The following is an 18,599-nucleotide window of genomic DNA, read 5'->3' as shown; positions in this document are numbered from 1 at the left end:
TGGGACGGGATCGCTATACTCAAATGGTCGATCTCCCAGGGAGAATATTATGCAAAAGAAACTGAAAGTAGTGACCATCGGCGGCGGAAGCAGCTATACCCCGGAATTACTGGAAGGGTTCCTCAAGCGTTATCATGAACTGCCGGTCAGCGAACTGTGGCTGGTGGATGTGGCTGAAGGGCAGGAGAAGCTCGACATTATTTTCGACCTCTGCCAGCGGATGGTGAAAAAAGCGGGCGTACCGATGACCGTGCATAAAACCCTTGATCGTCGCCAGGCGCTGAAAGACGCCGATTTCGTCACCACTCAGCTGCGCGTCGGCCAGCTGAAGGCGCGCGAGCTGGATGAGCGCATTCCGCTGAGCTACGGCTATCTGGGGCAGGAGACTAACGGCGCTGGCGGCCTGTTCAAAGGGCTGCGAACCATTCCGGTAGTATTCGATATCATCAAAGACGTGCAGGAGATCTGCCCTCAGGCGTGGGTGATCAACTTTACCAACCCGGCCGGGATGGTGACCGAAGCGGTCTACCGCCACACCGATTTCAAACGCTTTATCGGGGTGTGCAATATTCCGATCGGCATGAAGATGTTTATCCGCGATGTGCTGGCGTTGACCGACAACGACGAACTCTCTATCGACCTGTTCGGCCTGAACCACATGGTCTTTATCAAAGATGTGCTGGTCAACGGCGAGTCACGCTTTGCCGAACTGCTGGACGGCGTGGCATCCGGCACCCTGAAAGCCAGCTCGGTGAAGAATATCTTCGACCTGCCGTTCAGCGAAGGGCTGATCCGCTCGCTCAATTTGCTGCCGTGCTCCTATCTGCTCTACTACTTCAAGCTGAAAGAGATGCTGGCCATCGAGATGGGCGAGTACTACAAAGGCGGCGCCCGGGCGCAGGTGGTGCAGAAGGTGGAAAAACAGCTCTTCGATCTCTACAAGGATCCGGAGCTGAACGTGAAGCCGAAAGAGCTGGAGCAGCGTGGCGGGGCTTACTACTCCGACGCCGCCTGCGAAGTGATCAACGCCATTTACAACGACAAGCAGGCGGAGCACTACGTCAACGTGCCGCACCATGGCCACATTGATAATATCCCGGCCGACTGGGCGGTAGAGATGACCTGCATCCTCGGCCGTGAGGGCGCGAAGCCGCATCCGCGTCTGACCCATTTCGATGACAAGGTGATGGGGCTGATCCACACCATCAAGGGCTTTGAAGTAGCGGCAAGCCAGGCGGCACTCAGCGGCGAGCTGAACGACGTGCTGCTGGCCCTGAACCTGAGCCCGCTGGTGCAGTCCGATCGCGATGCCGAGAAGCTGGCGCGCGACCTGATTCTGGCCCACGAAAAATGGCTGCCGAATTTTGCCGCCGCTATCGATAAACTCAAAAGCGAGCAGCACTGAGAGGGGGCCCAATGGAATATCTGCTGATCGTCAACGCCGATGATTTTGGCCTCTCAAAAGGGCAGAACTACGGCATCGTGGAAGCCTGTCGACACGGCGTGGTGACCTCGACCACCGCGATGGTCAACGGCGATGCCATTGAGCACGCCGCCGCGCTCAGCCGGGATCTGCCAGAACTGGGCGTCGGGATGCACTTCGTGTTGACCCTCAGCATGCCGCTGACGCCGATGCCGGGGCTGACGCGGGAAGGGCTGCTGGGGAAATGGATCTGGGAGATGGCCGGGCAGGGGACGTTGCCGCTGGAGGAGATTGCCCGCGAGCTGGACTGTCAGTTCAACCGCTTCGTCGATCTCTTTGGCCGCGAGCCGACCCATATCGACAGCCATCACCATGTGCATATGATCCCGGCCATCTTCCCGGTGGTGGCCGAGTTTGCCCGCCGCAAAGGGGTGGCGCTGCGGGTGGATCGTCAGGTCGACGGGCTCGGGGAACAGAGTGCTGAACTGCCGCCAACCACTGACGGTTTCAGCAGCGCGTTTTATGGCGAGGAGATCAGTGAGGCGTTATTCCTGAGCGTGCTGGATCATTCCGTGCAGCAGGGCGAACGCTCCCTGGAGGTGATGGCGCATCCGGCCTTCATTGATAACACTATCCGTAAAAGCGCCTACTGCTGGCCGCGTCTGACGGAGCTGGATGTGCTCACCTCGACGTCGCTGAAATATGCGATTGCCGAGCGCGGGTATCGTCTGGGGACGTTCGGGGATCTGTGAGGAAATGCCGGGTGGCGGCTTCGCCTTACCCGGCCCAGGATACTGCCGGGTGGCACGTCGCCACCCGGTTTTTTTTACGCCGGAATGCTGGCGATTTTACTGCGACGCGACCAGACCCGGTGCGCCGCCATCTGCACGACCAGCTCGTCCATAAACGCGCCTGCCGCGGTATCGCCTTCGATAATACCTTCCTCGCCCTGATCCGCCACCTTCAACAGCGGTTTGAACTGACGGGCATCGCCTGCCAGTGCGATCGGCTTGAGGTGCTTATAGGCTTCCAGCAGATAATAGGCAGCATCGCCATTGGTCAGCAGACTCTGGATATCACCGCAGGGCACCACCACCGCATCGACGGTCAATGACGGCGATCCGGCAAAGGTCGCCGCCACCGGCAGCACCGAGCCATCATCGGCGGTCACTTCACCCATCCGGGAGTAGAGCAGCTTCGCGTGTACCCCTTTGGCCTTCAGCGCCTGCAGCACCGCGAGCACGTCGCTGGCCCGAGGGTTATCGTTGAGCAATACCGCCACGATCCGGCCTTTGATATCACCACCAGGCACGGCATACAGGCTCAGGGACGGATCCTTTTTCAGGCCGCAGACATCCTGCGGTGGCGCCAGATTGCGTTGCTCGTCGGTGAGGGTGAGCCCCAGATTGTCTGCCACGCCCTGGGCCAGAGTGATGTCAATGCGTGCCAGCTGATCGACCACCCGCTCGCGGATATAGGTACGCACCACTTTGCTCAGCTCAAAGCTGAAGGCGCCAATAATGTGCTCCTGCTCAACAGGCGTCTGGCTCTGCCAGAACAGGCGCGGATGGGCGTAATACTCGGCGAAAGAGGGGCTGCGCTCGCGGATTTTGGTCCCTTCCACGCGCTCCTGATACGACTCAAAACCACCGCGTTTTGGCCCCGGCGGGGTCTCGCGCGGCCAGTTGTCGTTGATCGAGTTCGGCTCGTAGTTGGCCGGGTTGGTGTCGATCTCCATCCGGTGCATCCCGTCGCGCTGGAAGTTATGGTACGGACAGGTTGGCTTGTTGATCGGGATTTCGTGGAAGTTCGGCCCGCCGAGACGGCTGATCTGCGTGTCGGTGTAGGAGAACAGACGCCCCTGCAGCAGCGGGTCGTTGGTGAAGTCCATCCCCGGGACGATGTGCCCTGGATGGAAGGCGGCCTGTTCGTTCTCGGCAAAGAAGTTATCCGGGTTACGGTTGAGCACCATTTTGCCCACCAGTTGCACCGGCACCAGCTCCTCGGGGATCAGCTTGGTCGGGTCGAGAAGGTCAAAATCAAATTTGAATTCGTCCTCTTCCGGGATCAGCTGGAAACCGAGCTCATATTCCGGGAAGTCGCCGGCTTCGATGGACTCCCAGAGATCGCGACGATGGAAGTCCGGATCGCGCCCGGTGAGCTTCTGCGCTTCATCCCACACCAGTGAGGCTTTACCGGCCACCGGTTTCCAGTGGAAACGCACGAAGGTGCCTTTGCCTTCGGCATTGATCAAGCGGAAGGTATGGATGCCAAAGCCTTCCATGGTGCGGTAGCTGCGGGGAATGCCGCGGTCGGACATCGCCCACATCACGTTGTGCAGGGTTTCAGGCTGCAGTGAGACGTAATCCCAGAAGGTATCGTGCGCGCTCTGGCCCTGGGGGATCGCCCAGTGAGGCTCCGGCTTAACCGCATGGACAAAATCGGGGAACTTGTGGGCATCCTGGATGAAGAAGATCGGCGTGTTGTTGCCCACCAGGTCAAAAATCCCTTCTTCGGTATAGAACTTGGTGGCGAACCCGCGGATGTCGCGCACGGTGTCGGCAGAGCCGGCGCCGCCCTGCACCGTGGAGAAGCGGACAAACACCGGGGTGATTTTATCCGGATCGGAGAGGAAGGCGGCTTTGGTGATATCGCTCAGGTTTTTGTAAGGCTGAAAATAGCCATGCGCGGCTGATCCGCGGGCGTGGACAATACGCTCCGGGATGCGCTCATGGTCGAAATGGGTGATTTTCTCCCGCAGGATGAAATCTTCCAGCAGGGTCGGGCCGCGCGTCCCGGCGCGCAGCGAGTTTTGATCGTCAGCGATGCGCACACCCTGGTTGGTGGTGAGCGGGAAGTTTTCGCCGCCCTTGCGTACCGCCTCCAGTGCGTTCAGCTTTTCATTGCCGGTATGCGGGGCTTTCAGGCTGCCGGGCGCGGTTGGCTTCTGGCCTGGCGGGGTAGGCACCGGGCTGGCGAGGTGGGAACCATCGTCGGGGGCCAGCGAGTCCAGCCCGGGTTTGGCTTCATTTTCGTCATGGACCGGGGATTGCTGCGGGTGGTGAGTCTTATCATTTTGCGACATTGCACTCGTCTCCTGTTTTTATTACCGAAACGCGGTCATATTTGCGTTAAAACTCAATAACTATAGAACATTACGGGGCGAGCGCCGGGTGATAACCCGATTCCTGCCTACCGCTTACGCTGGGATAGCACATGGGGCGCGACGCAGGAGGGGCAATCGGCTATCATAGGAATTTACTGATTTTTGAGTTTGCTTTAGTGAACCCGCTGCTTATGAAACCTCTTCGCCAACAAAATCGTCCTGTTATCAGTTACCAGCCCCGCGTTGAACCCGCGCCGCCAGAACATGCCAGCAAAATGGATGGCTTTCGTGACGTCTGGTTATTACGCGGCAAATATGTGGCTTTTGTGCTGATTGGCGAGCATTTTCGCCGTTCACCGACGTTTACCGTGCCTGAGTCGGCTCAACGCTGGGCGACGCAGGTCCGCCAGGAAGAAGACGTTGAGGATTAACAGACAATAAAAAACCGCCTTCATCACTGAAGGCGGTTTTTTTAGCAGGGGAGGTGCTTAACGGTGCGCCAGCTCTGCATGTTCATCGCTGTCCAGCACCGCTTTGTCGGTCTGCTTCAGCCACTGGCTGGTGAGCGTACCGGCGGTCATGGAGCCGCTGACGTTCAGCGCGGTTCGGCCCATGTCGATCAGCGGTTCAACGGAGATCAGCAGTGCCACCAGCGTTACCGGCAGACCCAGCGCAGGCAGTACGATCAGCGCAGCGAAGGTCGCGCCGCCGCCCACACCGGCCACACCGGCAGAGCTCACGGTCACAATCCCGACCAGGGTCGCAATCCAGACCGGATCCAGCGGGTTAATGCCCACCGTTGGCGCTACCATCACCGCCAGCATCGCCGGATAAAGACCGGCACAACCGTTCTGACCGATAGTCGCGCCAAAGGAGGCGGAGAAGCTGGCGATCGATTCCGGCACGCCCAGACGACGGGTCTGCGCTTCCACGTTCAGTGGAATAGATGCCGCGCTGGAGCGGCTGGTAAAGGCGAAGGTCAGTACCGGCCATACTTTACGGAAGTATTTCAGCGGGCTGACGCCGTTCACGCCGAGCAGAATGCCGTGGACCACAAACATGATGCCCAGACCGAGGTATGAAGCGACCACGAAGCTGCCCAGCTTGATGATGTCCTGCAGGTTAGAGCCTGCCACCACTTTGGTCATCAGCGCCAGAACGCCGTATGGGGTCAGCTGCATCACCAGACGCACCAGCTTCATCACCCAGCTCTGCAGGGTGTCGATGGCGGTCAGCACGCGCTGGCCTTTCGGAGCATCATCTTTCAGCAGCTTCAGTGCCGCCACGCCGAGGAAGGCAGCGAAAATCACCACGCTGATGATTGACGTCGGGTTGGCCCCGGTCAGATCGGCAAACGGGTTTTTCGGGATAAAGGAGAGCAGCATTTGCGGTACGGAGAGATCCGCAACTTTACCCGCATAGTTGGTCTCGATGGCGGTCAGGCGCGCGGTTTCCGCGGTGCCCTGCACCAGACCTTCTGCGCTCAGGCCAAACAGGTTGGTGACCAGCACACCCACCAGGGCAGAGATCAAAGTGGTAAACAGCAGCGTGCCGATGGTCAGAACGCTGATTTTACCCAGCTGGGAAGCGTTATGCAGACGGGCCACTGCGCTCAGAATAGAGGCAAATACCAGCGGCATAACAATCATCTGCAGCAGCTGGACGTAGCCGTTACCCACCACGTTAAACCACTGGATAGACTCTTTCAGCACCGGGCTGCTGGCACCGTAAATGGCCTGCAGCGCGAGGCCAAAGACCACACCCATCACCAGACCGACCAGTACTTTTTTTGCCAGGCTCCACTGTTTGTGACGCGACTGCGCCAGCAACAGCAGTAAGCCGACGAACACCACGATGTTCGCGATTAATGGAAAGTTCATCCCCGTTCTCCTGATTAAATTGCAGATCGGTATTAGGTCCGACCTTATTGGCGCAAGATTATCAGAAGTGTGATCTGGTCGCTTATATCCAAATGGAATGGGTTATGCCAAAACGGCTAAATTTGGCCAGTTACTGTTCACTTTGATGATGAATAAAGCGGTTGAACTGAAACTGCAGGGAATTGATCATGTGCGACGACCAGCGCACGGCCCCGTTTTCCGGCACCGTCTGTGGCATCCACACCGCCCAGGCGAAGAGAGCCATGCACAGGACGCGCTCCAGCTGGTTACCTTTTTGCGGTCTGAGGATTGGCAGACGAAAACGCCAGCGGCAGGGCCACAGCAGGGGAACGCCTGCCGGCGTCAGCATGTCCGCCAGAATATGGCTCAGATAACCCAGCACCATCCCCTGAATGGCATCCGCCGGGATCAGCCAGCTATCCGGGACTTTTAAATAGAACAGGGTGAGGACGCCAAATACCGCCAGCAGGCTATGGGTAAAGCCGCGATGGCCGCAGGCGCGGGCAATGGGTTTGGAGATCCACTTCAGCCGCTGGCCGAGCAGCGACTTGGGGTGATCGATATCAGGCAACAGGCAGGTCAACACTGCCGATGGCACGATATGCCACCAGTCACCCTGCGCCAGCACAGGTGTAAGCTCAGCGTTTTTGGCAAACACTGCGCAGGCGAGAGAAAAGAGCAGATGACCTTCCGCCGTCATGATAAAACCCACTAAACTGTCGATGCATCCAGTATAGGGTTTTTATACAGTAGACGGAAGCGGTGACGGTGTAACTCTTTGTCACAAACCTGTTAACGGGCGAGCCAGCCACCATCCACGGCGATGGTATAGCCGTTGATATAGTCCGAGGCTGACGAAGCCAGAAACACCGCCGGGCCCTGTAAGTCTTCCGGCTTACCCCAACGACCTGCCGGAATGCGATCGAGGATCGCTTTGCTGCGCTGCTCGTCGTCGCGTAACTGCTGGGTGTTGTTGGTTGCCATATAGCCCGGTGCGATGGCGTTGACGTTAATGCCATGTTGCGCCCACTCGTTAGCCAGCAGGCGGGTGATCCCCAGCACGCCACTTTTCGACGCGGTATAGGAAGGAACGCGGATCCCACCCTGGAACGACAGCATCGAGGCGATATTAATAATTTTGCCCCCTTGCCCCTGGGCGATAAACTGGCGGGCCACCGCCTGGGAGAGGAAAAAGACCGATTTCAGGTTGAGGTTCATCACATCATCCCAGTCCTTCTCACTGAAGGAGAGGGCATCTTCCCGACGGATGGTGCCGGCGTTATTGACCAGAATATCGATCTGTCCCATCCCGGCGACCGTCTGCCCGACAATATCGTCAATACCATCCTGCTTGCTGAGATCGGCCTGAATGGCCAAAAACCGACGCCCCAGGGCCTTCACGCCTGCGGCGGTCTCTTTCGGGACACGGCGATTAACGCTCACGATGTCGCAGCCTGCCTGAGCCAGACCCAGCGCCATGCCCTGGCCGAGGCCGGTATCACAGCCGGTAACGATGGCAACTTTTCCTGAAAGATTAAAGGCATCCAATATCATACAGACCTCAGAAAGTAGGGGGGTATAGTTGTTCTGAGATAAGCATAGAAGCAGCAGAATGGAATATCAAATGGAAATGAAATGATGTTTTAAAAATATTAGATGGATCATATTTGCGGGCAACAGGGCGTTGCCCGCGGTCGCTAATTATCCGCGAAGATGGGCTGCGGTGAGCGCCTGCAGTGAGTCCAGTTTGACGTCCGCCAGCGCGTAACGGGCATCATGCTGGTTCTCTTCAGCGGGAACGACGATAGCGCGCATCCGCGCCGCTTTGCTGGCAATCATGCCGTTAACGGAGTCTTCCAGCGCCACGCAGCTGGTTGGATCGACGCCCAGCTTCGCGGCGCAGTCCATATACACCTGCGGGTGCGGCTTGCTGTAAGGCAGTTTTTCTGCCGAGGCCAGCGCATCAAAGCTGTCGTGCAGATCAAACATAATCAGCACTTTTTCCAGCATATGCAGCGGCGAAGCGGAGGCGAGACCCACCTTCAGCCCTTGCGCTTTGCACAGGGCCACAGCTTCACGGGCCCCTTTCAGCAGCGGGCGGTTCTCTTCCACCAGCGTCAGGGCCCGGTTGATAATGCGGTCGGTTACCTCGTCACGGCCCGGTCCCACCCACGGCTGGTGGGCATACCAGAGTTCAACCACCATATCGATGCGCAGGCCGAGGGTGTCCGGCAGTTCGTGACGGCGGGTGATATCCACGCCCAGGCTGGCCATCACATCCAGTTCAGCACGATCCCAGAGCGGCTCGGAATCAATCAGTAATCCATCCATATCAAAAATGGCTGCAAGAATTTGACGCGGCGTCGACATGCAACTTCTCCTTTCGTGGGTGTTGATCAGAGGTAAAGGCTACCTAACCCTGGCAATTTACCATATCGCCTGCAAAGAACGGGCGAAAATGACAACCAGCAGGTAGACTTAGCCTCAAAGGATGTATTTTAAAAACGAGGAACCGATGACATATCAACAAGCTGGACGTGTAGCGATACTGAAGATCATCGCCGGATGGATAATTTTTATCCCGGCAGTGATCTCAACCATTATTTCCGTCCTGAAATTTATCTATGACCACAGCGAAAAGCAGGCCGGGATCAATGCCGTGATGCTGGATTTTGCCCACGTCATGATCGAGATGATGCGCTTTAACACGCCGTTTCTGAATTTCTTCTGGTACAACTCTCCGACGCCCGATTTCCGGCAGGGGATGAATATCGCGTTCTGGATTATTTTTGCCCTGATCTTTATTGCCCTGGCGCTGCAGGCTTCAGGGGCGCGGATGCGCCGACAAACCCGTATGATTCGCGAAGGACTGGAGGCACAGCTGATTCTGGAGAATGCGAAAGGAGAAGAGGGGTTAAGCCGCGAGCAGATCGAATCACGTATCGTGGTACCGAATCACACCATTTTCCTGCAAATTTTCACGCTCTATGTACTGCCGGTGCTGATGATCGTTGCCGGGTACTTCCTGTTCTCCCTCCTCGGCCTGGTATAAGCATTCGTTGCCGGGCAGTGCTGCCCGGCAGTCTGTGCGTTACGCTGCCAGCACCCGCTCGAGCGCCCTCTGCGCAGTCACCAGATGCTCGCCGCCAAACAGAATGGCGCGGTTCATCAGGGTATAGAGCTGATACACCGGCTGTCTTTGCAGAAAACCGGCCGGTAACGGCGAGATCGACTGATAGCCGTCGTAAATCTGCGGCGGTTGCTCAGGATGTAGCGGTAGCATAGCCAGGTCGCACTCCCTGTCTCCCCAGTAGCAGGCCGGATCGAAGATATAAGGACCGTTCGGGCCCAGCGCGCAGTTATCTGACCATAAATCGCCGTGCAGCAGCGAAGGCTGCGGTTGGTGCGAGGCCAGACGCTGCTGAATATGATCGACAATGGCATCGATGTTGCCGAACTCCAGCCCTTTTTCTGCCGCCAGCTCCAGCTGCCAGCCGATCCGTTGTTCAGCAAAGAAGGTCGCCCAGCGTCGTTGCCAGGCGTTAGGTTGCGGCGTGGTGGAGAGGTCGTTGTCAAAATCGAGACCGAACTGCGGCTGCTCGCTCCACTGATGCAGGCGGGCAATCTGTTGCCCCAGAATAAAAGCGTTGTGCGCATCGAGGGGACGGGCAGGGAGGTAGTCCATCACCAGAAAACTGTAGTCGCGATCGCTGCCGACGGCCCAGACCTGGGGGACAGAGACGGTTTTGCTGCGGGAGAGCAGTTCCAGCTGGTCAGCTTCCGCGGTGAAGATGGGTAATAGCTCGCGTTCATCACATTTTACGAAGAGGTCGCGTCCAGCATAGCGAAGATGCCATGCGGCGTGGATCTCGCCCCCTGGCAGCTCGTTACGCAGTTCAATTTCACCTTCGCCCAGTTGTTCACTTAAAAGATGACTGATAGCCTGCCACATGATATCTCTCCCATGTTGTCTGCCAGATCATAAAGTTAGCGTGAAACTATGGTCAAAAAACACGAACTAACGCACATCTGGGCCGTTTGGTTGACCCTATGGCATTTATTGTTGCTGCTGGTGCCAGTTTTCCCAGCTCGTCACCTCAACCTGGGGCGCTTTACCGGTGGCGCTCTCTACCAGACCCGTGGTCAGCGCTTTTACCTCGTCTTCACTCAACGCGCTAATCAGTCCGTAGGTATGGGTCCCCAGCTCGTGCAGCGTGCCATCCTCGTCGGTCATGGTTAGTAAAAAACCGCCGCGGGTAAGATGGTTGTTGATTTCATTGAGTTCTGTCAGCGAGTCTTCATGAATTTTGACGGTTACCACGTAGCGAGCGATCTCTCCACTGCTCATAATTCACCTCGTTGTTATCACGAAAGTTTTTTTAGCATAGACGATTCATGCCATTTGTCGCCCTCGCCGGGTCACCGGGAGGGCCATGATTACGCATTGGTCAGGTAAGTGAATATTTTCTGCGTGTCATCCAGTGAACAGAGCCGGGTACCGTGATTGATGGTCGCCGCGCTGCCTGCCGCCACGCCGTATTGGGTCATCTCCCGTAAGGAGGCACCCTGCGCCAGCTTCAGGGTCATGGCCCCCACCATGCTATCACCCGCGCCGACGGTGCTCTGGCTTTTCATCGGCGGCGGTACAACCTGCACTGAACCGGTCTCATCCACGGCCAGCGCACCTTGTGGGCCGAGCGACACCACAACTCGCCGGGCTTTGCCGCTCTTCACCAGCTCTTCAGCGGCGCGGCGCACGTCATCCGGCTGGCTGAGATCGCGATTGACCAGCGCACTCAGCTCTTTCTGATTGGGTTTCACCAGCTCGATATTACCGAGGGTCAGCGCAGCGCTGAGGGCCTCCCCGGAGCTGTCAACGATGCAGCGGATACCGTTCTGTTGCGCAGCGCGGATCAACTGCGTCAGCCGTTCGGTTTTGACCCCGGGAGGCAGACTGCCGCTGATAACCAGCAGCGCGCCGCTCTCGATGGCCAGCACTTTCTCTTCCAGCTGGCGAAACTCATCGTCGCTCAGCGTCGCACCGGGCATCACAAAGCGGTACTGCTCGTGGGTGGATTCAACATGCACGTGCAGGTTTTGCCGGGTCCAGTCGTGGGATTCAATCGTGTCCACGGCGACCTGTTCGTCAGCCAGAAGCGAGACCAGATGCTCGCCTGTTGCGCCGCCCGCGGGAAAAATGGCAGTGGCTTTTCCGCCGAGGTGCACAATGGCGCGCGCCACGTTAATCCCACCGCCGCCGGGTTCAAATACCGGCGCGCTGCAGCGGAGTTTACCTTCAGGATAGAGTTGTGCCGTCAGGGTTGCGCTGTCCAGAGAAGGGGAGAGCGTCAACGTAAAGATACGATCCATGCTGATCTCCTTTGAATGAGGATAGCCTTAAGCCTGGCACCTAACCCGCGGAAGGGAAAGTAAATAACAATATGATTTTAAATATGAATATCGTTACGTACCCTGACGTTTATTTATAAATAACCGGCTGGTTTGAGATCGTTCTTATTCCAAAAATGAAACAAGAAATCATTGCTATGTTATTTGAGCCTTTTTATAATTTGTTACCTTTCGTGGGATCTCATGGCATTGATCCGCAAGAAAGTTTCCGGGACCGTAATGGTCTCTTTTTTTGTTGTACGGACTCTTTATAAATGAAGCTTTTAAAGACAGTACCCGCTGCAATGATGGTAGCGGGAGGCCTGTTTGCGTCAATGCATGCAACAGCCGATGATTCCGTTTTTACTGTCATGGACGATCCCTCCACTGCACAGAAACCTTTTGAAGGCAACCTGAACGCAGGTTATCTGGCGCAATCAGGCAATACCAAAAGCTCCTCCCTGACCGCTGACACCACTATGACCTGGTACGGCACCAGCACCGCCTGGTCGCTGTGGGGTAACGCCAGCAATACCTCATCTAACGATGAGCGCTCTTCCGAGAAATATGCGGTGGGTGGGCGTAGCCGTTACAACATGACTGACGTTGACTACCTCTTCGGCCAGGCAAGCTGGTTGACCGACCGCTACAACGGCTATCGTCAGCGTGACGTGGCAACGGCCGGTTATGGTCGTCAGTTCCTGAACGGTCCGGTACACAGCTTCCGCTTTGAATTTGGTCCGGGTGTGCGTTACGACGAATATACCGACGGCGACACCGAAACCCAGCCGCTGGGCTATGCGTCCGGGACCTATGCCTGGCAGATGACTGATAACGCCAAATTTACCCAGGGCGTCTCGGTCTTTGGCGCTGACGACACTACCGTCAACTCTGAGACTGCGCTGAACGTGGCGATTAACGCCCATTTCGGGCTGAAGGTTGCCTACAATGTGACCTGGAACTCTGAGCCACCCGCCTCTGCACCGGAACATACCGATCGCAGAACTACCGTCTCTCTGGGCTACAAGATGTAATCGCAGCGGGCCAATAATATATTGGCCCGTTTTTAATTTTTGTGCTGATAAATAATAAACAGTGTTTTAAAATATAGCCGCAGCCGATATCTCCATATTTTCTCCATAATTCCCCGCTTTGTTAACATTCAGTTTATTTGACACGAATTGATAAATATTTTGACTATGCAAAAGTGTGATCCAGATCTAAACTATGAGGACAAGTTAGATATTGCTCTAAGTTGGTCTGTATTAATTCAGTAAGAGAAAAATATCATGAATAAAATCACAACTGCTTCTGCAGCAATAGTGCTTTCTGCACTGTCGTTCGGCGCATTTGCCGCTGATTCTGCATATAACGCTGCCAGTAACACGTCTACACAAATTGGCATCACGAAAGCCTCTGATGTAGAAGCCGGATCGAACATCGCCCCGGGCTCGCAATCTACCGGGCAATCCATGGATGACGCGTTCGACGTGCATAAACTGGTTGCCGGTGAATGGTCCTGATTGATTCGTCAAACACGATAAATTCATTTGCTGGCTGTTATTGCCGCTAAAAAAAACCGGATTCTGATGTACCGGTTTTTTTATTTCTGTATTTTGTGTAAAGATAATTAAAACGTAAGTTTATATTCGTTGGGATTACGCAAAAAAGCGTAACAACGTTAACTTACAGAAGAGGGAAGATGAGATTAACCCCAAAGCATGGCTGCCCAACGGAATAACATCAGGGCAGCACAAAGGGTGATTAACACAATCACCATCTTCCAGTATTTTTTTGAAAAGCGTTTCGTCGGCATCAAATCATCCTTGTTCTTTGGTGGCGGTAGTTTACCAAAGAGCAAAAATAATTGCGCTTCGCCGGGATGTCAAAGCGTCAGGCGCTTGCAACTATGAGCTTCAAAACCAGTGAAACTTATCTGCCAGAATCACGAGTAATGCGGTGGCAGAAAGAATGTTGAGGATAACGACTGTTCTGCTGGATACGTTCATAATATGCCCCATAGCGTGTTGAAGGACCTGTTCAAGAATAGCCCAGCCCCCCGGTATTGCGAGAAGCTGTTTGAATTTCAACGTTAAACTCATGCAAAAGTACTAACGCGTTCAATCTGCCCGTAAGGGTGTTTTCACCCTGGCGTTAGTGTTACCATCAACAGGCTGATCGTAAATTGCCATTTTTCTGATTTCGATCCTGTGCATGATTGCGGGCCAATTTGACGATTGTTGGTCAGATGGCTTTGCAATTCACTGTAAATTAAAGATTATTTTCTTTGCATATGCTCTTATGTGTGGGGCATCACTGCAAATAAGGACATAAAATGCCTGTAATTACTCTTCCTGATGGCAGCCAACGCCATTTCGACCGCGCCGTCAGCCCAATGGATGTTGCGCTGGATATCGGCCCGGGTCTGGCGAAAGCCACTATTGCTGGCCGCGTAGACGGTGCGCTGGTTGATGCTTCCGATTTAATTGAAAACGATGCGAAGCTGTCGATCATCACCGCGAAAGACGAAGAAGGTCTGGAGATCATTCGTCACTCGTGCGCTCACCTGCTCGGTCATGCGATCAAGCAGCTGTGGCCTAACACCAAAATGGCTATCGGCCCGGTTATCGACAACGGTTTCTACTATGACGTTGACCTTGACCACACGCTGACCCAGGAAGATATCGAAGCCCTCGAAAAGCGTATGCACGAGCTGGCTGAGAGCAACTACGACGTCATCAAGAAGACTGTCAGCTGGCACGAAGCGCGTGAAACCTTCGTGAAGCGTGGCGAAAACTACAAAGTCACTATTCTTGACGAGAACATTGCTCATGATGACAAGCCTGGCTTGTATCATCACGAAGAATACATCGACATGTGCCGTGGACCGCACGTGCCGAACATGCGCTTCTGCCATCACTTCAAACTGATGAAAACCGCAGGCGCTTACTGGCGTGGCGACAGCAACAATAAAATGTTGCAGCGTATCTACGGTACCGCCTGGGCTGACAAAAAAGCCCTGAACGCGTATCTGCAGCGCCTGGAAGAAGCGGCGAAGCGTGACCACCGTAAAATCGGTAAACAGCTCGACCTGTATCATATGCAGGAAGAGGCGCCGGGTATGGTCTTCTGGCACAACGATGGCTGGACTATCTTCCGTGAACTGGAAACTTTCGTGCGTTCCAAGCTGAAAGCATACCAGTATCAGGAAGTGAAAGGCCCGTTCATGATGGACCGTGTGCTGTGGGAAAAAACCGGCCACTGGGACAACTACAAAGATGCGATGTTCACCACCTCCTCTGAGAACCGTGAATACTGCATCAAGCCAATGAACTGCCCGGGGCACGTTCAGATCTTTAACCAGGGTCTGAAATCCTATCGCGATCTGCCGCTGCGTATGGCAGAGTTCGGTAGCTGCCACCGTAATGAACCATCAGGCGCACTGCATGGTCTGATGCGTGTTCGTGGCTTTACGCAAGATGATGCTCATATCTTCTGTACTGAAGATCAGGTACGTGATGAAGTTAACGCCTGTATTCGTATGGTCTACGATATGTATAGCACCTTTGGCTTCGAGAAGATCGTGGTCAAACTCTCAACGCGTCCGGAAAAACGTATCGGTAGCGATGAGACCTGGGATCGTGCTGAGGCGGATCTCGCCGTGGCGCTGGAAGAGAACGGTATCCCGTTCGAATACCAGCTGGGCGAGGGCGCATTCTACGGTCCGAAAATTGAATTTACCCTGTATGACTGTCTCGATCGTGCATGGCAGTGCGGTACTGTACAGCTGGACTTCTCCCTGCCGCAGCGTTTAAGCGCCTCTTATGTTGGCGAAGATAACGAGCGTCAGGTGCCGGTAATGATTCACCGTGCTATCCTCGGTTCACTGGAGCGCTTCATCGGCATCCTGACCGAAGAGTTCGCGGGCTTCTTCCCAACCTGGCTTGCGCCAGTGCAGGTGGTAGTGATGAACATTACTGATTCTCAGGCTGATTACGTTAAAGAATTGACGCAGAAACTACAAAATGCGGGCATTCGCGTAAAAGCAGACTTGAGAAATGAGAAGATTGGCTTTAAAATCCGCGAGCACACTTTACGTCGTGTCCCGTATATGTTGGTCTGTGGTGATAAAGAGGTGGAAGCAGGCAAAGTTGCCGTTCGCACCCGCCGTGGTAAAGACCTGGGCAGCCTGGACGTAAATGAAGTGATTGAGAAGCTGCAACAAGAGATTCGCAGCCGCAGTCTTCAACAACTGGAGGAATAAGGTATTAAAGGCGGAAAACGAGTTCAAACGGCACGTCCGAATCGTATCAATGGCGAGATTCGCGCCCAGGAAGTTCGCTTAACAGATCTGGAAGGTGAGCCACTGGGGATTGTGAGTCTGAGAGAAGCGATCGAAAAGGCTGAAGAAGCTGGAGTAGATTTAGTTGAAATCAGCCCTAACGCCGAACCGCCAGTTTGTCGTATCATGGACTACGGCAAGTTCCTTTATGAAAAGAGTAAGTCTTCTAAGGAACAGAAGAAGAAACAAAAAGTTATCCAGGTTAAGGAAATCAAATTCCGTCCTGGTACCGACGATGGCGATTATCAGGTAAAACTCCGCAGCCTGATACGCTTTCTCGAAGAGGGCGATAAGGCCAAGATCACACTGCGTTTCCGCGGTCGTGAGATGGCCCACCAACAGATCGGCATGGAAGTGCTTAACCGCGTCCGCGACGATCTGAGTGAACTGGCTGTAGTCGAATCCTTCCCTACGAAGATCGAAGGCCGCCAGATGATCATGGTGCTTGCTCCTAAGAAGAAACAGTAGGCCTTCAAGTAGCAATTTCTGTGGAGCCGAAAGGCTTCACAGATTTTGTTCGCCTTTGTTTCGTTTATTAACAATGCGAAGTGGAAGTTATTAAAATGCCAAAAATTAAGACCGTACGCGGTGCTGCTAAGCGCTTCAAAAAAACCGGTGGTGGTGGATTTAAGCGTAAGCACGCAAACCTGCGTCATATTCTGACCAAAAAATCTACTAAGCGTAAACGTCACCTGCGTCCAAAAGGCCTTGTTTCTAAAGGCGATCTGGGCCTGGTAATCGCGTGCCTTCCGTACGCATAAGTCGTTAACGTTTTTTAACTTTTTAATTAGAATAGATACAGGAGAGCACATATGGCTCGCGTAAAACGTGGTGTAGTTGCCCGTGCACGTCACAAGAAAATTTTGAAACAAGCCAAAGGCTACTACGGTGCGCGTTCACGCGTATACCGCGTTGCCTTCCAGGCAGTTATCAAAGCTGGTCAGTACGCTTACCGTGACCGTCGTCAACGTAAACGTCAGTTCCGTCAACTGTGGATTGCGCGTATCAACGCAGCAGCACGTCAGAACGGTATTTCTTACAGCAAATTCATCAACGGCCTGAAAAAAGCCTCTGTTGAAATCGACCGTAAGATCCTGGCTGACATCGCAGTATTCGACAAGTTAGCGTTCACCGCGCTGGTCGAAAAAGCGAAAGCAGCTCTGGCATAAGCCAGTTGAAGAGGGAGCTCTGCTCCCTCTTTTCGTTTCAACAGCATCAAAACGTTGACAATTTTTCGCCGACCCTTTTCAATAAGGCGTTAGGTCTCTTACCACACAAGGTAATGCAAGCATGAATGCTGCTATTTTCCGCTTCTTCTTTTACTTTAGCACCTGATATCAGGGGGCTAGCGCGTGAAAGACGAAACGGAAAACAGCGCCAGAAAGCCTCCTGATGGAGGCTTTTTTCGTATCTGCCGCTTGTAAATATCGCTACATAACGAGGAAAACCATGTCACATCTCGCAGAGCTGGTTGCTAGTGCAACGGCCGCCATTAACCAGGCCTCAGATGTTGCCGCGTTAGACAACGTCCGCGTCGAATATCTGGGCAAGAAAGGGCACCTGACCCTTCAAATGACTACCCTGCGTGAGTTGCCGCCAGAAGAGCGCCCGGCTGCAGGTGCGGTGATTAACGAAGCCAAAGAGCAGGTTCAGCAGGTACTGAACGAGCGTAAAAACGCGCTGGAAAGCGCCGCGCTGAACGCACGTCTCGCTGCCGAAACCATCGATGTCTCCCTGCCAGGGCGTCGTATTGAGAACGGTGGTCTCCACCCGGTCACCCGCACTATCGACCGTATTGAAAGTTTCTTCGGTGAGCTCGGCTTTACCGTGGCGACTGGCCCGGAAATCGAAGACGATTACCATAACTTCGATGCCCTGAATATCCCAGGCCACCACCCGGCACGTGCTGACCACGACACTTTCTGGTTTGATGCCACCCGCCTGCTGCGTACCCAGACCTCTGGCGTGCAGATCCGTACCATGAAGGAGCAGGAACCGCCGATCCGCATCATCGCCCCGGGCCGTGTCTATCGTAACGACTACGATCAGACCCACACCCCAATGTTCCATCAGATGGAAGGCCTGATCGTTGATAAAAACATCAGCTTCACCAACCTGAAGGGCACGCTGCACGATTTCCTGAACAACTTCTTTGAGGAAGATCTGCAGGTTCGTTTCCGCCCGTCCTATTTCCCGTTCACCGAACCGTCCGCAGAAGTTGACGTGATGGGTAAAAACGGTAAATGGCTGGAAGTGCTGGGCTGCGGCATGGTGCACCCGAACGTCCTGCGTAACGTCGGCATTGACCCGGAAGTGTACTCCGGCTTTGCGTTCGGTATGGGGATGGAGCGTCTGACCATGCTGCGTTATGGCGTGACCGACTTACGCGCTTTCTTCGAAAACGATCTGCGTTTCCTCAAACAGTTTAAATAAGGGCAG

General features: G+C 54.6%; 22 protein-coding genes and 1 other annotated feature. Of the genes, 12 read left to right on the top strand and 10 right to left on the bottom strand.

All coding sequences use genetic code 11. From position 1 onward, the window contains the following. Positions 1-49: 49 nt before the first annotated feature. Together LG383_RS09845 and chbG are read left to right on the top strand one after the other, a co-directional pair. Positions 50-1,405, top strand: a complete 1,356-nt coding sequence (locus tag LG383_RS09845) for a 6-phospho-beta-glucosidase (protein WP_106993620.1) — start codon at positions 50-52, stop codon at positions 1,403-1,405. A gap of 11 nt (positions 1,406-1,416) precedes the next feature. Beyond that, on the top strand, positions 1,417-2,175 hold the full coding sequence (chbG, locus tag LG383_RS09840) for a chitin disaccharide deacetylase (protein WP_225759006.1): 759 nt from the start codon (positions 1,417-1,419) through the stop codon (positions 2,173-2,175). A 74-nt stretch (positions 2,176-2,249) separates the two neighbouring features. On the opposite strand, the gene katE is transcribed toward chbG, so the two are convergent. Further along, a complete protein-coding gene (katE, locus tag LG383_RS09835) occupies positions 2,250-4,508 on the bottom strand; it encodes a catalase HPII (protein WP_225759005.1) in 2,259 nt (752 codons plus the stop codon). 197 nt (positions 4,509-4,705) lie between these two features. Here katE and cedA point away from each other — a divergent pair, with 197 nt between their 5' ends. Further along, positions 4,706-4,960 carry a cell division activator CedA gene (cedA, locus tag LG383_RS09830; protein WP_225759524.1) on the top strand — a complete coding sequence of 85 codons (255 nt, stop codon included), beginning with the start codon at positions 4,706-4,708 and terminating at the stop codon, positions 4,958-4,960. A gap of 57 nt (positions 4,961-5,017) precedes the next feature. Here the strand turns inward: cedA and LG383_RS09825 are convergent, their stop codons facing one another. The 4 genes from LG383_RS09825 to hxpB form a co-directional block, all read right to left on the bottom strand. Next, a complete protein-coding gene (locus tag LG383_RS09825) occupies positions 5,018-6,409 on the bottom strand; it encodes an L-cystine transporter (protein WP_106993624.1) in 1,392 nt (463 codons plus the stop codon). Between the two features lie 130 nt (positions 6,410-6,539). Further along, positions 6,540-7,130, bottom strand: a complete 591-nt coding sequence (locus tag LG383_RS09820; protein ID WP_106993625.1) for a metal-dependent hydrolase — start codon at positions 7,128-7,130, stop codon at positions 6,540-6,542. 92 nt (positions 7,131-7,222) lie between these two features. Then, positions 7,223-7,984, bottom strand: a complete 762-nt coding sequence (gene kduD, locus LG383_RS09815; RefSeq protein WP_225759004.1) for a 2-dehydro-3-deoxy-D-gluconate 5-dehydrogenase KduD — start codon at positions 7,982-7,984, stop codon at positions 7,223-7,225. A gap of 147 nt (positions 7,985-8,131) precedes the next feature. Beyond that, positions 8,132-8,800, bottom strand: coding sequence for a hexitol phosphatase HxpB (gene hxpB, locus LG383_RS09810; protein WP_106993627.1), 669 nt, complete (start codon positions 8,798-8,800; stop codon positions 8,132-8,134). A 145-nt stretch (positions 8,801-8,945) separates the two neighbouring features. Between hxpB and LG383_RS09805 the strand changes: the two genes are divergently transcribed. After that, the gene (locus tag LG383_RS09805) at positions 8,946-9,482 is read left to right on the top strand and encodes a YniB family protein (RefSeq protein ID WP_106993880.1); all 537 of its coding nucleotides are present in this window, start codon (positions 8,946-8,948) and stop codon (positions 9,480-9,482) included. A gap of 39 nt (positions 9,483-9,521) precedes the next feature. On the opposite strand, the gene LG383_RS09800 is transcribed toward LG383_RS09805, so the two are convergent. The 3 genes from LG383_RS09800 to pfkB all read right to left on the bottom strand — a co-directional run bounded on the left by LG383_RS09800 (position 9,522) and on the right by pfkB (position 11,800). After that, a complete protein-coding gene (locus LG383_RS09800; RefSeq protein WP_106993628.1) occupies positions 9,522-10,382 on the bottom strand; it encodes a fructosamine kinase family protein in 861 nt (286 codons plus the stop codon). 105 nt (positions 10,383-10,487) lie between these two features. Beyond that, positions 10,488-10,778 (bottom strand): type V toxin-antitoxin system endoribonuclease antitoxin GhoS, encoded by a 291-nt coding sequence (gene ghoS, locus LG383_RS09795; RefSeq protein WP_106993629.1) that lies wholly within the window; start codon positions 10,776-10,778, stop codon positions 10,488-10,490. A gap of 89 nt (positions 10,779-10,867) precedes the next feature. Further along, positions 10,868-11,800, bottom strand: coding sequence for a 6-phosphofructokinase II (pfkB, locus tag LG383_RS09790; RefSeq protein WP_106993630.1), 933 nt, complete (start codon positions 11,798-11,800; stop codon positions 10,868-10,870). 293 nt (positions 11,801-12,093) lie between these two features. Here pfkB and LG383_RS09785 point away from each other — a divergent pair, with 293 nt between their 5' ends. Both LG383_RS09785 and LG383_RS09780 read left to right on the top strand, forming a co-directional pair. Next, positions 12,094-12,852, top strand: a complete 759-nt coding sequence (locus LG383_RS09785; RefSeq protein WP_106993631.1) for a YdiY family protein — start codon at positions 12,094-12,096, stop codon at positions 12,850-12,852. Positions 12,853-13,107: 255 nt separating this feature from the next. Next, positions 13,108-13,341, top strand: coding sequence for a hypothetical protein (locus LG383_RS09780; RefSeq protein WP_225759003.1), 234 nt, complete (start codon positions 13,108-13,110; stop codon positions 13,339-13,341). 185 nt (positions 13,342-13,526) lie between these two features. On the opposite strand, the gene yniD is transcribed toward LG383_RS09780, so the two are convergent. Both yniD and yncL read right to left on the bottom strand, forming a co-directional pair. Further along, the gene (gene yniD / locus LG383_RS09775) at positions 13,527-13,634 is read right to left on the bottom strand and encodes a small membrane protein YniD (RefSeq protein ID WP_225759002.1); all 108 of its coding nucleotides are present in this window, start codon (positions 13,632-13,634) and stop codon (positions 13,527-13,529) included. A 100-nt stretch (positions 13,635-13,734) separates the two neighbouring features. After that, the gene (gene yncL, locus LG383_RS09770) at positions 13,735-13,827 is read right to left on the bottom strand and encodes a stress response membrane protein YncL (protein ID WP_072036629.1); all 93 of its coding nucleotides are present in this window, start codon (positions 13,825-13,827) and stop codon (positions 13,735-13,737) included. 326 nt (positions 13,828-14,153) lie between these two features. On the opposite strand from yncL, the gene thrS reads away from it, so the two are divergent. The 6 genes from thrS (at position 14,154) to pheS (ending at position 18,593) form a co-directional block, all read left to right on the top strand. Then, positions 14,154-16,082: a threonine--tRNA ligase gene (gene thrS / locus LG383_RS09765; protein ID WP_106993633.1), complete on the top strand. Its 1,929-nt coding sequence runs from the start codon at positions 14,154-14,156 to the stop codon at positions 16,080-16,082. 3 nt (positions 16,083-16,085) lie between these two features. Next, entirely contained in the window at positions 16,086-16,628 is a 543-nt protein-coding gene (infC, locus tag LG383_RS09760) for a translation initiation factor IF-3 (protein WP_106993634.1), read from the top strand. Positions 16,629-16,723: 95 nt separating this feature from the next. Further along, complete coding sequence (gene rpmI, locus LG383_RS09755) at positions 16,724-16,921, top strand: 50S ribosomal protein L35 (RefSeq protein ID WP_003030583.1); 198 nt, start codon at positions 16,724-16,726, stop codon at positions 16,919-16,921. A 51-nt stretch (positions 16,922-16,972) separates the two neighbouring features. Further along, entirely contained in the window at positions 16,973-17,329 is a 357-nt protein-coding gene (gene rplT, locus LG383_RS09750) for a 50S ribosomal protein L20 (RefSeq protein WP_012017122.1), read from the top strand. 116 nt (positions 17,330-17,445) lie between these two features. Beyond that, positions 17,446-17,569 (top strand) — a sequence feature (Phe leader region). Further along, positions 17,451-17,495, top strand: a complete 45-nt coding sequence (pheM, locus tag LG383_RS09745) for a pheST operon leader peptide PheM (protein WP_001386830.1) — start codon at positions 17,451-17,453, stop codon at positions 17,493-17,495. Its footprint overlaps the feature before it by 45 nt. Positions 17,570-17,609: 40 nt before the next feature. Further along, a complete protein-coding gene (gene pheS / locus LG383_RS09740; protein WP_106993635.1) occupies positions 17,610-18,593 on the top strand; it encodes a phenylalanine--tRNA ligase subunit alpha in 984 nt (327 codons plus the stop codon). Positions 18,594-18,599: the final 6 nt, after the last annotated feature.

This window comes from Leclercia sp. Marseille-Q4284 (assembly GCF_916618945.1).
Classification (GTDB): domain Bacteria; phylum Pseudomonadota; class Gammaproteobacteria; order Enterobacterales; family Enterobacteriaceae; genus Enterobacter; species Enterobacter tamurae.
The sequence above is the reverse complement of the archived record's forward strand: the minus strand, read 5'-3'. Positions and strand labels throughout refer to the sequence as shown.

Excerpts from the sequence above, each read along its gene's own strand:
- LG383_RS09845 (WP_106993620.1), top strand. The coding sequence starts at position 50 with ATGCAAAAGAAACTGAAAGTAGTGACCATCGGCGGCGGAAGCAGCTAT.
- chbG (WP_225759006.1), top strand. The coding sequence starts at position 1,417 with ATGGAATATCTGCTGATCGTCAACGCCGATGATTTTGGCCTCTCAAAA.
- katE (WP_225759005.1), bottom strand. The coding sequence starts at position 4,508 with ATGTCGCAAAATGATAAGACTCACCACCCGCAGCAATCCCCGGTCCAT.
- LG383_RS09825 (WP_106993624.1), bottom strand. The coding sequence starts at position 6,409 with ATGAACTTTCCATTAATCGCGAACATCGTGGTGTTCGTCGGCTTACTG.
- LG383_RS09820 (WP_106993625.1), bottom strand. The coding sequence starts at position 7,130 with ATGACGGCGGAAGGTCATCTGCTCTTTTCTCTCGCCTGCGCAGTGTTT.
- kduD (WP_225759004.1), bottom strand. The coding sequence starts at position 7,984 with ATGATATTGGATGCCTTTAATCTTTCAGGAAAAGTTGCCATCGTTACC.
- hxpB (WP_106993627.1), bottom strand. The coding sequence starts at position 8,800 with ATGTCGACGCCGCGTCAAATTCTTGCAGCCATTTTTGATATGGATGGA.
- LG383_RS09805 (WP_106993880.1), top strand. The coding sequence starts at position 8,946 with ATGACATATCAACAAGCTGGACGTGTAGCGATACTGAAGATCATCGCC.
- LG383_RS09800 (WP_106993628.1), bottom strand. The coding sequence starts at position 10,382 with ATGTGGCAGGCTATCAGTCATCTTTTAAGTGAACAACTGGGCGAAGGT.
- ghoS (WP_106993629.1), bottom strand. The coding sequence starts at position 10,778 with ATGAGCAGTGGAGAGATCGCTCGCTACGTGGTAACCGTCAAAATTCAT.
- pfkB (WP_106993630.1), bottom strand. The coding sequence starts at position 11,800 with ATGGATCGTATCTTTACGTTGACGCTCTCCCCTTCTCTGGACAGCGCA.
- LG383_RS09785 (WP_106993631.1), top strand. The coding sequence starts at position 12,094 with ATGAAGCTTTTAAAGACAGTACCCGCTGCAATGATGGTAGCGGGAGGC.
- LG383_RS09780 (WP_225759003.1), top strand. The coding sequence starts at position 13,108 with ATGAATAAAATCACAACTGCTTCTGCAGCAATAGTGCTTTCTGCACTG.
- yniD (WP_225759002.1), bottom strand. The coding sequence starts at position 13,634 with ATGCCGACGAAACGCTTTTCAAAAAAATACTGGAAGATGGTGATTGTG.
- yncL (WP_072036629.1), bottom strand. The coding sequence starts at position 13,827 with ATGAACGTATCCAGCAGAACAGTCGTTATCCTCAACATTCTTTCTGCC.
- thrS (WP_106993633.1), top strand. The coding sequence starts at position 14,154 with ATGCCTGTAATTACTCTTCCTGATGGCAGCCAACGCCATTTCGACCGC.
- rpmI (WP_003030583.1), top strand. The coding sequence starts at position 16,724 with ATGCCAAAAATTAAGACCGTACGCGGTGCTGCTAAGCGCTTCAAAAAA.
- rplT (WP_012017122.1), top strand. The coding sequence starts at position 16,973 with ATGGCTCGCGTAAAACGTGGTGTAGTTGCCCGTGCACGTCACAAGAAA.
- pheS (WP_106993635.1), top strand. The coding sequence starts at position 17,610 with ATGTCACATCTCGCAGAGCTGGTTGCTAGTGCAACGGCCGCCATTAAC.